Raw genomic sequence first — 16,302 nt, 5'->3', positions numbered from 1 at the left:
ATTTATTTCCCACTTTCCTTCTGAAATGTAGTTAAAACCTGTATAGTAGCATTCACTAAAACTTTGTTAATTACTCTCACTATTTCTTCATCCACAATGTTTCTCATACCATCAAATTCCGAGAAAATTTGTGAACTGTCTCCATACATAATTTCATATACACATAAATTTACACTAGTTTGAATAGATTTTTCAAGGGCTATCATTCTTCTTAATTTGTAACTTTTGCATAGCTTTAAAATACACTGCTTATCAAAAAAATTCCTAAGATCTTTAACTTTTTCAATTTCATCATTAATAATTCCTATGGTCTTTTTAACATTTTCACATGAAGTTCCAAGGGTTATTGTGAAAAGTTTTATTCCTGTTTCATTTTTTATTTTGCTACTTATATCATATACAAGCCCTCTTTTAGTCCTAATTTCATCATACAAAATACTGCTTGTACCTTCGCCAAAAGCTAAGCTAAATAGCTTTAAAGCACTAATTTCTCTCTGGTTTAAATCATGTATTGGAAAACAATATTGGATTTTTGCACCTTGCAAGTCATCTCTATATTGAAAATAGGTGCCTGGCTTATTAATTTCATATAGACACCCTTTATCCCTTTCCAAATGGTCATTCCCACTAGATAATTTAGGATTTAAATTACCCATATACTTCTCCACTATCTCTGAAACCTTTTTAATGCCCATGGAAGATATTACACTTACTACGCAATTATCCGAGGTGTAATGCCTCTCATAAAAATCTTTGATTTGCTTAATGGTTATAGCACGGATGCTTACCTCTGTACCTATAATTAAATTCTTTATTCTTCGCTTTTCAAACCCATTATAGAGCATGGAATCTTCGCAAAACTGGTACGAATCATCTTTCCATTCTTTTAGTTCAGCGCTGATCACTTCTATTTCTTCTTTGAACCCATGCACTTTAAATGAAGGATTCAAAAGAATATCAGAGTAAATTTCAAACCCCTTTTCAAAATCTTCATCTAATGTGGTTCCGTAATATACTGCGTAGGGATAATTAGTCATCGCATTACAAAACCCAAAGGTTTCATCACATAATTTGTTTATTTCATATTCCGTGCGAGAAGCCGTCCCCTTAAAAAGCATATGCTCTACCACATGAGCAATTCCTAAATATTCACTTTTCTCTTGATTTGCCCCTGCATTAAACCCTATTGTAAATGAAGTTAAATTATTTTCCGCTTTCTTGTACGATAACTTTATTCCATTTTCAAATATTACTTTTTTCATACATCCACTTTCCTTCTTTTATTTGTTTTTAAAATATTTTCCTTTTATTTTGTTTTCTTTTGTTGTACACTAATGTGTATGAGTGCATCATAATATTCTTTTCATAAAAAGGGTGGTGACTAATTTCTTAACATATTTTATTTAAGAATAAAGTTCTATGAATAATAAAAATAAAACACTGCAGTCCTTATCTCAATTTATAAATTATACTTTAGTTGGTGCTACTAACATTATAATAGAAATTATAATACTAAATATTCTTTCATTTACCACAGGCATAACGCATGGAAAAATATTGTTTGTTTTTAACATAATCGCATTCTCAGTTTATTCAATTTCTAGTTATAAATTAAATAAGAAGTTCACCTTTAAAGAAACTCCGCAGCAAAAAGGCTACCTTCAATATGCATCTGTACTATTTTTTAGTATGATTTTAAACAGCTCTATGTTAGTGCTATTAACAAGTAGGAATCCTTTAATTTCTCTTCTGCATTACCATAGTAATATAATACACTTAAACCACTTGTGGTTTAACATATGTATCCTAATAGATTCTACAATTATAGGCCTACTTGGTTTTTTAATTAACAAGTTTTTTGTTTTTAATAAAAAGAAGACATGCTAAAATTAACTTTTATTGCATGTCTTATTTATATTTTTTCAGATGCCTAAGATAACCTCCTCTACATAATCATCTATGAGAGCACTGGTTAAGTTTTTACCTCTACCTGCTCTATTTTGAACGTTTATATCCTCAAGTCTTATAATCTTTTTTTCCCCTTTAAATGAATTGACTGTTAAGCTTAAATTCTCGTCAAGCGTCACAACTATTTCATTACAGCCATCTACCTTTTCCGTTACTGAATTTACCAAATCTACAAATATAACTTCATCATCATCTTTTAAGCTTATGCCTGTTACCCCAGATGCAACTTTCCCCATAAAACTAATGTTATTTACGTTAAATCTTATGCACATTGCCTTTTTTGTCACCATTAACACATCTTTATCTACATTATCTAAGTTAATTTTTACAAAGATTAATTTATCTTCTTCTGTTTTAAGTTTGCACACCAACGTAGAGAAGAAATCCCCCTCTAATTCACAAATTTTAGTTCGTTTTGTAAATCCTTTCTTTGTAAAAAGATATATACTTCTTTCTTCGTTGAAATCATCAACAGACATAATCCCTATTATTTTATCATCAATATTGAAATTATCCAGCAAAGTATTAATACATATGCCTTTCTTATTAATATTCTGAACCATATAACTCGGTAGTTTATGTACTAATCCTTTTTCCGTAAATATAAGCAATGTAGCCGATGATTTGGTATAAGTGCTTAATGGAGTATTAGTTTTTTTACTAGATATTTTTATTGCACCTTTTGCATTTATACTAAAATTAAATTCTTTATAATCATAACCCTCTGTAAATTCTAATTTTACCACAACGTCTCCTTGCGTTAAATTAAATAACTGAGTACCCAATATATTTCTAGGAACATCTTCAAGTATAGGTTCTTCTACACAAAATTCCAGGCCTTCTTTAGTTACTATCTTTATAAACCTTTCTTGTCTTTCCACAGGGATTAACTTAACTTCAAGAAGCTTTTCATTTTCTCTTAGTTTTAAAGCTAATAATTTAGTATAACTCGTAATGAATTTATCTAACTCTGTTTTCTTTATGTTTCCTTTGTTAGTAAAGAACATAAATTCCTTATTAGCTGATAAGTTTCCCAATAAGAAACAAGAAACCACCTTTTCTTTTGTTAAATCTATCCCGCGAATAAGGGTATCAATTCTTTCGCCCTTTTCCTTCCACTTATATTCCGGCACTAAATCTCCTCTTAGTTGATACATATTGCCTAGATCAGTAAAGATAATTAATGTATCTTTAGTATTGGTCTGTAGTAAATATGTATTAAAATCTCCCTCTCTATAGTCTATATCTTCTATGTTAATATTTGATCTATTATAGGATTTCATAGGCACTCGCTTTATATAACCCTCGTTAGATAAAGTTATCATAACATCCTCTACTACTAGTATATCTTCTACTTCTATTTTAGCTTGGCTATCATCCTCAATAATTTCCGTTCTTCTCGGATCATTATATTTTTCTTTAATTTCTGAGATTTCTGCTTTTATTACTTTAAGAAGTTCATTCTCATTTTCAAGAATTTTTTTATACCCCTTAATTAGTATTTCTAATTTTTTGTATTCCTTTAAAAATATCTTTATTTCAAGTCCTGTTAGCTTATATAACATCAGTTCAAGTATTGCTTCGGTTTGAAGCGCCGTAAAATTAAACTTATCTATCAGGTTCTGTCCAGCATCTTTTTTAGATTTTGAGCTTCTAATTGTTGCAATTATTTCATCCATTACATCTACAGCCTTAATAAATCCTTCTACAATATGGAATCTACTTTCTGCAACTTCTAGTTCTCTTTGGGTTCTTTTAGTAACAACATCCTTTTGGTGATTTAAGTAGTGCATTAATATGGTTTTAAGCCCCATAGTTTGGGGTTTGCCATTGGCCAAAGCTACCATGTTAAAAGATATATTGCACTGAAGTTCTGTTTTCATCATTAAATATTTAAGTACCTTGGTGGCAGTTTCCTTATTTGTTGACTTTTTAAATTCAATTACTGACCTAAGTCCGCTTCTATCAGATTCATCTCTAATGTCTACAATAGACTCTAAAGATTTTAAATGTTTTTTATCTGCTGTCATATCAGAAATAGATTGAAGTAATTTCGCCTTGTTTTTTCTATATGGAAACTCCGTAATAACTATGCCAAGTCGTCCACTTTCTAAAGCTTCAATTTTCATTTTGGAACGTAACGTTACCTTGCCTTCCCCAGTCTCATAGGCAGATTCCATAGCATTTTTGCCAATTATTACTCCTCCTGTTGGTAAATCGGGACCTTTAATATACTGCATAAGCTCTTTTGTTGTAATCTCCTTATTATCCGCATAAGCGAGTAACCCATCAATTACCTCTCCTAAATTGTGAGGTGGTATATTTGTTGCTATTCCTACTGCTATACCAAAAGTTCCATTTACTAATAGATTTGGATATCTTGATGGAAGTACCGATGGTTCCTTCTCTGTATCGGAATAATTATCTACCATATCCACAACGCCTTTATCAATATCTCTTATCATCTCAAGAGCAATAGGAGAAAGCCTTGCCTCCGTATAACGCATTGCAGCTGCATTGTCCCCATCTTGACTTCCCCAATTCCCATGGCCATCTATCAATGGTTTTCTTGTGGCAAAAGATTGAGCTAGTATTACCATGGCACCATAAACAGAGCTATCTCCATGCGGATGGTATTTACCAAGAATATCTCCAACTATTCTTGCTGATTTATAATAAGGCTTATCTGGAAATGCCTTTAGCATATATGCTCCATAAAGAATCCTCCTATGCACTGGTTTTAAACCATCGCGTACATCTGGCAGTGCTCTTTCTCTTGCAACTTCCACGGCATATGGAAGATAGTTATCCGGCATAGCTTCTTCAATTGGAATCATTACTATATTATTATCTCTAGGTACATCAATTTTTTTTGCCATTTAGCAAATCCCCCCGTTAAAACTCAGCATATTTATACATATAATTTTTTCTAGGTGCAACAACATCGCCCATTAGAAGTGAAACCATCTTCTCAGCCTTTGCTGCATCCTCTATAGTAACCTGTTGAAGCGTCCTTGTAGCTGGGTTTAGTGTAGTTTCCCAAAGTTGATCTGGATTCATTTCTCCAAGACCCTTATATCTTTGGATAAAAGCGCCTTTCCCAATTTCTTTTTTCGTCTCAGCTAATTGCTCATCACTATATGCATACTTAGCCACTTCGCCATTTTTCGTGTTCCTATAAACCTTATAAAGTGGAGGCATTCCCATATAAAGATGACCTTTTGCAATTAGTGGCCTCATATACCTATAAATAAACGTCATCCATAATGTTCTAATATGATAGCCATCAACATCTGCATCACTTAAAATAATTATTTTATCATATTTTAAATCTTTTTCATGGTAATTATCTAAAACTCCTGTTCCAATGGCAGTGTTGAATATTTTTAACTCTTCGCTAGCTAGTACATTTTCTAGCTTTTGCTTTTCTGTATTCATAATTTTACCTTTTGATGGCATTATAGATTGAAACCTTCTATCTCTAGCTTGCTTGGCACTTCCACCAGCTGAATCTCCTTCAACTACTATAAATTCTGTAACATTTGAATCTTTTATTGTACATACTGCAATCTTCCCTGCAAGAGGAGCTGCTCCCTTACCTACTTTTTTTCTTTCCGCTTCATTAATCTTTTTTATTTTATCCCGCCTAGATGCGGCAGACAGTGCATTATTTATTATGTTAGTAGCCATTTCTTTATTGTCTTCTATCCATTCTAAAATTTTAACATAACACAATTCATTCATCATGCTGTATGCCTCATTATTTCCTAGTTTGCTTTTAGTTTGGCCTTCAAAGATTGGGTTACTTATTTTAATTCTAACTATTGCTGTCATGCCTTCTCTCAAATCGTCACCTTCAAATTCCTTATCTTTCTCTTTTAAAAGATTAAGCTTTTTAGCTCCTTCTTTAAAAGCCCTTGTCATCCCTGTTTTAAATCCAGTTTCATGAGTTCCAGATTCTGTAGTTGGTATGTTATTGACATAGCTCGCAATGTATTCTGTAGTAGAATCAGTAAATTGAATACATATTTCTCCATACAATTGCATCCCATTTATCTCCTTTTCACCTTGAAAGAATATAGGGTCCTTGTGAAGAAGCGTTTTGCTTTCATTTAAATAATCAATAAAATCTAGAAGACCCCTGTCAGAGTAATATTCCTTTATGATGTTTCCGTCTTTTCTCTTATCTTTAAACACTAATGTAATTCCTTTATTTTGGAACGCCAATTCTTGTAATCTTTCATCAATAAAATCGTAACTGAATTCCAAAGTAGTAAATACATTTTTATCCGGCATAAAAGTAATCTTACTGCCTGTTTTTTTTGTTTCTCCTATGATTTCAAGCTTACCTACCGGTGTACCTGGCATAAGTCTTTTTAACTCAGCATCATAAGCATATTCAAATCTTTGAGTAAAAATTTTCCCCTTTTGTTTTATTTCAACTAGTAACCATTCTGATAATGCATTTACAACTGCTGCTCCAACACCATGAAGTCCACCAGAAGTTTTATAATTTTTATTATTAAACTTTCCGCCAGTATGAAGCTCAGTAAATACCATTTCTACACCAGATTTATTTTTTATAGGATGTATTCCTGTTGGAATACCCCTACCATTATCAACAATAGTGACACTTTTATCTTTATTTAATATAATTTCAGCTCTATCGCCGTAGCCATTAGCTATCTCATCTATAGAATTATCTAAAATTTCCCATATACAATGATGTAGACCTTTGCTGCCTGTAGACCCTATGTACATACCAGGTCTTATTCTCACAGGCTCCAGCTTTTCTAGAGAAGTTAAGTCTGTTACATCATATGTTTGAATTTCTTCTTTATCAAAACTCATAAAAATCCTCCAATAAAATTTTATCATACATTTGTTATTTTATATGTTTATTAGCAAAAGGTAAAGGGATTTATATAAAAAATCAGAACATTAGTTTCTGTTTTCAGAGGAGTTTTTATTCTTTTATATGGTTTTTACCCAATTTTATATAAAAATATTGACCGGCAGAATAAGCTTTTTCTACTGGTCAATACAGTAATTCGCTCTAATTTTAGTCACCAATATGCTCAATCTATTTTTTTATTAGTTGGTGGCAATAATGCCGCAGCTAATCTTATTAAATATTTTACGCTTTCATCATCTACATCACTATGAAAATTCAGTAAATTAATTCCTTCTTTTACAATTTTAAGAGCCTCTTCTTCTTTAAGGGTATTTTTGCTGTTTTTATAGTTAGTTTCTACATATTGCACTGCTTTTGAAACAATTCTAATAATCTTCTTAGCATTTTCAGGTGTAGATTCTTCAGCTGTTAAAGAATCAAGTATTATATAAGCAAGACCAAAATAGTCATCCTTAATATTTACACCTTTTTCTTTTAACAAATAAGCTAAATATCCAAGTCCCATTACTAAAAGCACTATTAATACATATTGTGTAATTATCTCTACCATCACGTACCCTCCTTATTTGAGTTTATACTACTTTAATATGCCATTCAAATAAAAAAGGGTACATGTTTTAATTGAATTACAGAAATAATTGTGCTCATATTAAATATATTATTTTTCAATCTAATTATTTATAGTAATAATTTTTAATTTCCTCTCCTTAATTGGTAAAATTTTTTTATATATTATTTCAGCTATTTCTTTATGAATTTCTTTTGATACATGTATTCCATCAGCTAAAAAATATTCTTCCATATTTATGGTCTTTGGTATAATATTTGCTAAATCTATGGATATAATACTTTTTTCATTTCCATACTTAATTAATAAATTCCGCAGCTCTACTAACTGCTTATTAACCTTTGTATAATCCATATCCTCAAACATTAATTTTATTAAAATATCTTTTTTAACCGGTAATGGTATTAGTATTATCGGAACTATATTATTTGTTTCAGACATTTCTACCATGCTTTTTATATTTTTAAAAATAGTATCAATACCTACTTCTGAAAATATATCATTTGTTCCTCCCATAATTAAAACCCTTGATGGATTGTAATTAACAACATCTTTTCTGAACCTTTCTTTCATTTCGTACGTTGTGTCTCCCGGTATCCCTTTATTAATAATTTTTTCTTTTATTCTTTTAGCTATAAGGCTAACCCAATTTTCTGATTTATTAACTCCATAGCCAAAGGTTAAACTATCTCCAATACATACTATACTCACTTAATTCTCTCCTCGTTACTAATGCGTTTTTAAGGTCTACAATTAAAAGTGCTACATATATCCTAAATTAAATCATTTGCACATAATGGGGATAATTATTTTTCTATTGCCATATCATAAATCCCCCATTTATCATTTCCATACGTGAAGACCCCTTCATTATACTTTTCATCTACAATGCCTGTTGCTTTGTAGCAATAATGAGCAGATATATTGTTATCAAATACACCCAAAGTAACTCTCTTTACCTTTAATATGTCAAAAGCATATCTTATGGCTAAAGATACCATCTCTTTTCCATACCCCTTTCCTCTAATCTGTGAATCTACAATAATAAATCCTAAATGGATGCTTTCATTTTGATAGTCTGCCATACGCATTAAAAAATGACCTACAGGTGTTCCTTCTTTATTAAGAGCACTCATTATCCACGCATTATCATCCTTTTCATAATTATGATAATACTGATTCAATTGCTCTTTAGTTAATGGATATGTGAATTTATCTGCACACCATTGTGCGAAAGTTAACTCATCGTTAAACCAATTTAAAATATATTGCGAATCGCTTAATTTATATGGTCTTAATCGAATCATATTCCCCCCCTAATATATAAGTAATTTTTTTTACAAGTTTTAATAACTCCATTTATTAGCTTATATTAATTCGTAGATTACTGATTGATGTACTCATTATTGAAAATTTATTTCTAATTTTTGAAAGGTGACAGCTATCTTTCAGATAATCTTTATGCCTAATACTACACTTTTAAAACAACTTCCACGAATAAATTATAACATTTTATACAATAATTAACTACTGACTAATACGGATTTTCGGCGTATTTATTCCGAGTTTTTATCTGGCTCCGCCCCTGAAAAAAGCAAAAAAAATAGAACTAAGGAACATCACTCCTTAGTTCTATCTTAGCCCTTGATATATATGGCTACACAACTTTTACTATATCTACAATAGTCTCTATATGAGGAGTGTGTGGGAACATATCCATTAGTATTACCTTTTGCACCTTATATCCTCTGTTGATCATTTCCTTAAGATCAACTACTAGACTTTTAGGATTACAAGAAACATAAACTATGTGCCTGGCATCAAATTTTATTACATAATCTAATGCTGTAGGATGTACTCCAGCTCTTGGAGGGTCTAGAATAATGCTATCTGGTTTATCTTTTACCTCTTTAATAACCTTCGCTATATCCCCTGCTATAAACTCACAATTGTCTAATTTATTAATTTTTGCATTTTCATTTGCAGCGTCAACTGCTTCTTCTATTAATTCAATTCCCAAAACTTTTTTTGCTTTAGCTGCAACAATTTGTCCTATAGTTCCCGTTCCACAATATAAATCAAAAACTACCTTTGATTCTGATTCGCCTAAAAAATCTCTAACTAAGCTATAAAGCTTTTCTGCTCCTTTTGTATTAGTTTGAAAGAAAGCAAAAGGATTAATTTTGAACTTAAGATCTAATAATTCTTCCATAATATATTCTCTTCCATATAATGTTTCAGTTTTATCTGCTTGAACTATATCTGATAATGAGTCATTAAATGTATGTATTATTCCTGTAATGACTCCCTCACATTTTAATTCCTTAAGCATATTAGTTATTTCACTAAAATCAAAATCTACTTGAGATGTAGTTACTATGTTTACTAATATTTCACCAGTGTTTTGGGCCTTTCGAATAACTAAGTTTCTTAAATATCCCTCACGCTCCATTACATTATAGTGTGTAAATTTTAACCCTTTAAAATAGTTTAATACTAATTTCAGAATTTCTCTAAAATCCACATCTACTATTCTACAATCATCAACAGTAACTATACTAAAGCTTCTTCCTTTGGTATGCATTCCTAGAGTTAATTCTTCACCCTTTCGAAAGTCACCAAATGTAAATTCCATCTTATTTCTATATTCGAACTGTTCAGGACTCTTTTCTATACCTAGAAACTCAAAATCTTTTATTTCTGCTTGTTCAAACAACTTTAATACCTGTTGCTTTTTAAATTCTAATTGTTTTTCATAAGAAAGAAATTGATGGCTACATCCTCCACATAAATCTGTAATCTTGCAAAGAGGCTCAATTTTGTAGTCTACATCTTCAAGTATTTTTACAAGCTTTGCTTCTACTACATCTTGTTTCTTTTTTGCTACTTTAGCAATTACCTTTTGCCCTGGCAATGTATTTTTTATCAAAACTTTTTCACCTTCGTAAAATGCTATGCCCTGTGCTGGAAATTCTAAGTTTTCTATATAAAATTCATACTCTTTTCTTTTTTGCATATTGTTTTCTCAAACTCCTATCTTTTTGTAATAATTAGTCCAGATACTTTGTTACCAAATGTAGCAGACGTTTTTCCACTTTCCATAATGCTCATGTATAGTACCATAACAACCATAAAGATTATAAATGACATTTGGAACTTTTGAGCTACAGCATATCCTGCTAATTTAATCACCGCATCTATCACAAATACTCCTACTGTTGATATTGCCCCTATAACTATCAAATCTATAAGGCTAGCTGTAAAAGCATCTACAAAAGTAGGTTTAATAGCTTTGACCTCATTTGAATTTCCACATCTAATACCCTGTTTGTTACTATCCGCTTCAATTGTTTTTTCATTTTGTTTTACCATTTTAAATCCTCCCCATATTATATTATTTTCATAAAGTTTATTTTGTTAATTTCGCATTAGAGAAATATTTATAATTTTTTAATCCCATCTATATATAATACGTATATATTACATATAAATCAATAGGCTATTAAGGAGTATTCAAATAAATTACAAATTAGTATGCTACTCTATTTTGATTATTACTTGACTTAAATCATCACTGTACTCCTTTACAACATCTTAGAAATCATATATATTAATAGTAGGACTTTATATTCATTCTTAAATAATAAAACTTAGGTAGGTGCCATATGATTACTAAAATTATTCTTCTATGCATAGCTGGTTTTTTAGCATCCTTTGTAGATTCCATAGCAGGGGGTGGTGGTTTAATAAGCGTCCCTGCCTTTATGCTTGCAGGTCTGCCTCCTCACATGGTGCTTGGCACTAACAAATTCAGTGCCACTGCTGGTTCTTTTACTAGTTCTCTCGGATTTATAAAATCAGGCAAGGCTGATTTTAAGCTTTTAAAATATCTTATTCCCTTTACATTCATAGGTGCAATGTTAGGTGTTAGAACGGTACTAAATATAGACCAAAAATTTCTAAATGGATTGGTATTAATTCTCATCTTATTTATCGGAATTTATACTCTTTTTTCTAAATCTTTAGGACTTGAAGATAAATTTCAAGGGCTTACTAAAAAAAATGTTATATACGGTATAATCCTTGCTCTCTCTCTAGGTTTTTATGATGGTTTTTTCGGTCCTGGAACTGGTTCCTTTTTAGTATTTGGATTTATAAGTATCTTCGGGTTTAACTTTGTAGTATCTTCCGCTAATGCCCGCATTTTAAACTTTATAAGCAATATTACAGCCCTAATTTTGTTTGCCATAAGTGGTAAAATAAATTACATGATAGGAGTACCTGTTGCAATATCTATGATTTTAGGGGCTAAAGTGGGTACAAGCGTTGCGTTAAATAAGGGTTCAAAACTTATAAAACCTATATTTGTAACCATGTCTTTAGCTGTTGCCGTGAAAATGCTTATAAGCATTTTTTAATAGTCTTACATAATGAAAAGGTAGATGATTTATAAATCATCTACCTTTTTTGTTATTTTAATATCCCAATATCCATTCTATAGTACATTCCATCAAACTGAATTTTCTTCATATCATCATAAGCTATTTCCCTTGCTTTTTTAAGTGTTTGCCCAAGACCTGTTATTCCCAAAACCCTACCACCAGCTGTCCTCATAATACCATCATCGCATGTGGCACCTGCTAGAAATAGCTTGCCTTCTAATTTACTACGCTCACTTATTTCAAATCCTGTATCGTATTTTCCCGGGTAACCCTTCGATGCCGCAATTAGGCAGCAAGAATATCCTTCATTCCATTCTAATCTAAAGTTTTTAAGTTCACCATCTATAGCGCTAATCACAAGCTCTGTAAAATCACTTTTCATAAGTGGAAGAACCGCTTGCGTCTCTGGGTCTCCAAACCTTACATTATATTCAAGCAAATATACACCCTTTTTCGTTATCATTATACCAAAAAATATTATGCCTGTATAATCCATTTTTTCCTCTTGAATTCCTTTAAGAGTAGGCTTTAATATATTTTCACAAAATTCATCTAATACCTCTTTATCACAATATGGATTTGGTGCTATAGCTCCCATCCCTCCTGTATTAGGTCCATTATCATCGTCAAATATTTGTTTATGATCTTTTGAAGATACAAAAGGAATTATAACTTTTCCATCTGTTATGGAGAGTATCGACGATTCTACGCCTTCTAAAAACTCTTCAATTATAATTTTCTTTCCGCTACCTTTAAATATATCTAACACCATAAAATCATTTATGCTTTTCTCCGCCTCAGTAAAGTCATTACATATAATAACTCCTTTACCTGCTGCCAAGCCATCTGCTTTAATTACTATAGGATATTCACAGTTTTTCAAATACCCTATAGCTTCATTCTCATTTTCAAAAACTTCATATACAGCTGTTTTTATACCATATTTTTTCATAAACTCTTTAGAATAAGCTTTACTTCCTTCAAGCCTTGCCGCTTTTTCACTAGGTCCTAATATCTTAAGTCCTTTTTGTTTAAACTTATCTACTATACCTTGTACCAGCCATTCCTCTGATCCAACTATTGTGATATCTATCTTATTTTTTATAGTGAATGCTAAAAGCTCATCTATTTGCCTAATATTAATATTCTCACACTTATTTTCTCTGCATGTGCCACCATTACCAGGAGCACAATACACCTTCTCGACAATGGAATTCTCTGCAACCTTTGATACTAAAGCATGCTCGCGTCCTCCAGAACCAATAACTAATACCTTCATAAATCAGCCTCCTAATGTTTGAAATGTCGAGTGCCCGTAAACACCATGGAAATTCCATTTTCATTACATGCATCTATTGATTTTTGATCATTTATAGATCCACCTGGTTGTATAATTGCTTTTATGCTGTATTTTGCAGCTAGCTCCACAACGTCTCCAAATGGGAAATATGCATCTGATGCCATTATTGTAGCATCTACTGCCCTTTCTAATGATTGCTCTGCTGCCCATATTCTATTTACCTGACCTGCACCAATCCCCTTAGTCACCCCATCTTTAACCACTACAATAGCATTTGATTTAACATACTTAACTACTTTCATGGCAAATATCAAATCTTTCATTTCATCATTTGTTGGGCCCTTCTTTGTAACTACTTTTATATCATCTATTAATTTATCATCTGAACTTTGTACCAATATTCCACCATCGACGTTAACAATATTTTTTGTGCCAACTGCTTTACTTAAACATTTTATGACTCTTAAATTTTTCTTACCTTTTAAAACTAGTAATGCTTCCTCATCAAACTCTGGTGCAATAATAACCTCTAAAAATATTTTTATAAGTTCTTCTGCAGTTTCTTTATCTATCTTTTTGTTAAAAGCAACAATGCCCCCAAAAATAGACATTGGATCACATTCATATGCCTTTTTATATGTATCAAGTACGCTGCTACCAGTAGCTACGCCGCAAGGGGTATTGTGTTTTAACGCGCAACAAGCAATTTCATCAAATTCGCATACTACCTTCCAAGCAATATCCATGTCCTTTATATTGTTATAAGATAATTCCTTGCCATTTAATTGATTAAAATCCTTCATTGCTCCGTTTCCTGCAGCCGATATATAATAAGCTGCGCTTTGATGAGGATTTTCACCATATCTTAAATCCATTTGTTTTTTATAAGAAACAGCCAAATAATCTGGATATGAATCCTCACCCAGTAAAAAATTGCTTATTGCTGCATCGTAAGCTGATGTTAAATTGAACACTTTGCCTGCTAGATATTTTCTAGTTTTTAAATCCACTTCTTCTTTAGCATCCATTTTCTTTATAATATTTTGATAATCTGTTGTGTCACTTAGTACAATAACATCTTTGAAATTTTTAGCTGCTGCCCTTAGCATAGTTGGTCCACCGATATCAATAAATTCAACTTTCTCTTGAAAATTTATCTCTTCGCATACTTTATCAAAGAAAGGATAAAGATTAACTACTACCATATCAATAGGTTTTATTCCTTTAGCTTTTATAGTTGCCATATGTTCTTCATTATCTCTCACTGCTAGTATTCCACTATGAATAACTGGATGTAATGTTTTAACTCTCCCACCTAATATCTCTTCAAATCCTGTAACATCAGATATTTCCGAAACTTTTATGCCATTTTCTTTTAAGTACTTAAAAGTTCCACCTGTAGATATAATCTCTACTCCATTTTTTTGAAGGGATGTAGCAAGTTCTAAAATATTCTCTTTATCAAAAACACTTATAAGCGCTGTTTTAATCATTATTACTCCACCTTTCCAATAGCTAATACTTTTCTTCCTTTAATTTCTATTTCATTCTCACTTATTAATTTAATGGCTTCTGGTAGTGCTTTATGTTCCTCATTTAAAACCCTTAGCTTCAAATCTTTTGCTGAATCTTGACTATAAACATCTACAACCTTTTGAATTATAATTGGTCCTGAGTCTGTACCTTCGTCTACGAAGTGGACAGTACATCCTGAAACTTTAACACCGTATTCTATAGCTTTTTCATGAACTTTCATACCGTACATTCCCTCCCCACAAAAAGATGGAATAAGCGCTGGGTGAATATTAATAATTTTATTTTTAAATACACAAAGAAGTTCCCCTTGAAGTATAGATAAAAACCCAGCAAGCACTATTAGATCTACTTTTCCGTCGACAATTCTTAATATTTCATCTGAAACCCCAGTACCTAACTGTTTTCTATCTAATATATATGTCTTTATATTTTTAGATTTTGATCTTTCTATGCCATATGCATCTTTTTTATCACTAATTACCGCTTCTATAGAGCAGTTTAAGTATCCACTTTCTATATTATCTATTATTGCTTGAAGATTGCTTCCGCTCCCTGATATCAGTACAGCTATTTTAAGCAAACTCCTGCACCCCCAGCTTCAACGTGCCCAATTTTATATGCTCTATCCCCTAAATCATTAATTGTCTTTATAATCTTTAAAGTATCCTTATCTTCAACGCATAATACATATCCTATTCCCATATTATATGTATTAAACATATGTTCCTGCGTTACCCCGAGAGACATAAGATGCCTAAAAATATCTGGAGTATTAAAACTATTTTTATCTACCACTGCTGTGAATTTTTCACTAAACATTCTAGGTATGTTTTCATAAAAACCACCACCTGTTATATGTGCCATTCCCTTTATATCAAATTTTTCTAAAAGACTTAATATAGTTTTCACATAAATTTTTGTTGGAGTCAAAAGTGTCTTTCCAATCTTTTCACCATTAAAATCAATATCTAAATCTGGTATTAATTTTCTAACTAATGAATACCCATTGCTATGAAGACCTGTTGACTCAATACCTATAAGTGAATACCCATCTTTGATTGCAGATCCGTCAATAATTTTGTGTTTATCCACTATGCCAACAGTAAATCCCGCCATATCATATTCCCCATCTCTATAGAACCCTGGCATTTCCGCAGTTTCACCACCTATAAGTGCACATCCTGATTGAATACATCCATCAGATACACCTTTTACCAGTTGTGATGATACTTTAGAATCTAATTTACCACAAGCTATATAGTCTAAAAAGAAAAGTGGTTTTGCACCATGGCAAAGGACATCATTTACACACATAGCAACACAATCAATTCCTACAGTGTCATATTTATTCATTCTAAATGCAATATCAAGTTTTGTACCTACTCCATCAGTGCCTGAAACTAAAATAGGATTTTTATAACCCTCGCCTATTTCGAACATACCAGCAAAACTTCCTAAATGGTTTAAAACACCTTTTGTAAATGTGGCTGCCGCATATTCTTTTATAAGCTTTACTGATTTGTATCCTTCTTCAATATTAACACCTGCATCTTTATAAGTTATCATGAATATC

14 protein-coding genes are annotated in these 16,302 nt (G+C 31.6%); 2 read left to right on the top strand and 12 right to left on the bottom strand.

Translation table 11 applies throughout. From position 1 onward, the window contains the following. Positions 1–2 precede the first annotated feature (2 nt). On the bottom strand, positions 3–1,262 hold the full coding sequence (locus KTC94_RS00330) for a pitrilysin family protein (RefSeq protein WP_220319479.1): 1,260 nt from the start codon (positions 1,260–1,262) through the stop codon (positions 3–5). Between the two features lie 157 nt (positions 1,263–1,419). Between KTC94_RS00330 and KTC94_RS00325 the strand changes: the two genes are divergently transcribed. After that, a complete protein-coding gene (locus tag KTC94_RS00325; RefSeq protein WP_165412140.1) occupies positions 1,420–1,887 on the top strand; it encodes a GtrA family protein in 468 nt (155 codons plus the stop codon). Between the two features lie 35 nt (positions 1,888–1,922). Here KTC94_RS00325 and KTC94_RS00320 read toward each other — a convergent pair whose 3' ends face one another. From KTC94_RS00320 to KTC94_RS00290, 7 genes are all read right to left on the bottom strand, one after another. Beyond that, positions 1,923–4,847 carry a DNA topoisomerase IV subunit A gene (locus tag KTC94_RS00320; RefSeq protein WP_220319478.1) on the bottom strand — a complete coding sequence of 975 codons (2,925 nt, stop codon included), beginning with the start codon at positions 4,845–4,847 and terminating at the stop codon, positions 1,923–1,925. Between the two features lie 16 nt (positions 4,848–4,863). After that, positions 4,864–6,819, bottom strand: coding sequence for a type IIA DNA topoisomerase subunit B (locus KTC94_RS00315; RefSeq protein ID WP_216303992.1), 1,956 nt, complete (start codon positions 6,817–6,819; stop codon positions 4,864–4,866). 227 nt (positions 6,820–7,046) lie between these two features. Next, complete coding sequence (locus tag KTC94_RS00310) at positions 7,047–7,433, bottom strand: hypothetical protein (RefSeq protein WP_216303991.1); 387 nt, start codon at positions 7,431–7,433, stop codon at positions 7,047–7,049. A 120-nt stretch (positions 7,434–7,553) separates the two neighbouring features. After that, a complete protein-coding gene (locus tag KTC94_RS00305) occupies positions 7,554–8,162 on the bottom strand; it encodes a GDSL-type esterase/lipase family protein (RefSeq protein WP_216303990.1) in 609 nt (202 codons plus the stop codon). A 95-nt stretch (positions 8,163–8,257) separates the two neighbouring features. Next, positions 8,258–8,758 carry a GNAT family N-acetyltransferase gene (locus KTC94_RS00300; protein ID WP_220319477.1) on the bottom strand — a complete coding sequence of 167 codons (501 nt, stop codon included), beginning with the start codon at positions 8,756–8,758 and terminating at the stop codon, positions 8,258–8,260. Between the two features lie 350 nt (positions 8,759–9,108). Next, positions 9,109–10,467: a 23S rRNA (uracil(1939)-C(5))-methyltransferase RlmD gene (gene rlmD / locus KTC94_RS00295; protein ID WP_216303988.1), complete on the bottom strand. Its 1,359-nt coding sequence runs from the start codon at positions 10,465–10,467 to the stop codon at positions 9,109–9,111. Between the two features lie 17 nt (positions 10,468–10,484). Further along, a complete protein-coding gene (locus KTC94_RS00290; protein WP_220319476.1) occupies positions 10,485–10,823 on the bottom strand; it encodes an RDD family protein in 339 nt (112 codons plus the stop codon). Between the two features lie 293 nt (positions 10,824–11,116). On the opposite strand from KTC94_RS00290, the gene KTC94_RS00285 reads away from it, so the two are divergent. After that, a complete protein-coding gene (locus tag KTC94_RS00285) occupies positions 11,117–11,869 on the top strand; it encodes a TSUP family transporter (protein WP_216303986.1) in 753 nt (250 codons plus the stop codon). A 52-nt stretch (positions 11,870–11,921) separates the two neighbouring features. Here the strand turns inward: KTC94_RS00285 and purD are convergent, their stop codons facing one another. Genes purD through purM form a run of 4 tightly spaced genes read right to left on the bottom strand, consistent with a single transcriptional unit; the run spans position 11,922 to position 16,295 of the window. Further along, positions 11,922–13,172 carry a phosphoribosylamine--glycine ligase gene (gene purD, locus KTC94_RS00280; RefSeq protein ID WP_220285946.1) on the bottom strand — a complete coding sequence of 417 codons (1,251 nt, stop codon included), beginning with the start codon at positions 13,170–13,172 and terminating at the stop codon, positions 11,922–11,924. 11 nt (positions 13,173–13,183) lie between these two features. Further along, a complete protein-coding gene (gene purH, locus KTC94_RS00275) occupies positions 13,184–14,686 on the bottom strand; it encodes a bifunctional phosphoribosylaminoimidazolecarboxamide formyltransferase/IMP cyclohydrolase (RefSeq protein ID WP_220319475.1) in 1,503 nt (500 codons plus the stop codon). A 2-nt stretch (positions 14,687–14,688) separates the two neighbouring features. Next, on the bottom strand, positions 14,689–15,309 hold the full coding sequence (gene purN / locus KTC94_RS00270; protein WP_220285948.1) for a phosphoribosylglycinamide formyltransferase: 621 nt from the start codon (positions 15,307–15,309) through the stop codon (positions 14,689–14,691). Beyond that, positions 15,297–16,295, bottom strand: coding sequence for a phosphoribosylformylglycinamidine cyclo-ligase (gene purM / locus KTC94_RS00265; protein WP_216303982.1), 999 nt, complete (start codon positions 16,293–16,295; stop codon positions 15,297–15,299). The genes purN and purM overlap by 13 nt, the downstream gene beginning before the upstream one ends. Positions 16,296–16,302 lie beyond the last annotated feature (7 nt).

Source organism: Clostridium sp. CM028 (assembly GCF_030585565.1).
GTDB lineage: Bacteria > Bacillota > Clostridia > Clostridiales > Clostridiaceae > Clostridium_AD > Clostridium_AD estertheticum_B.
This window is presented reverse-complemented; position numbering and strand designations above follow the sequence as displayed.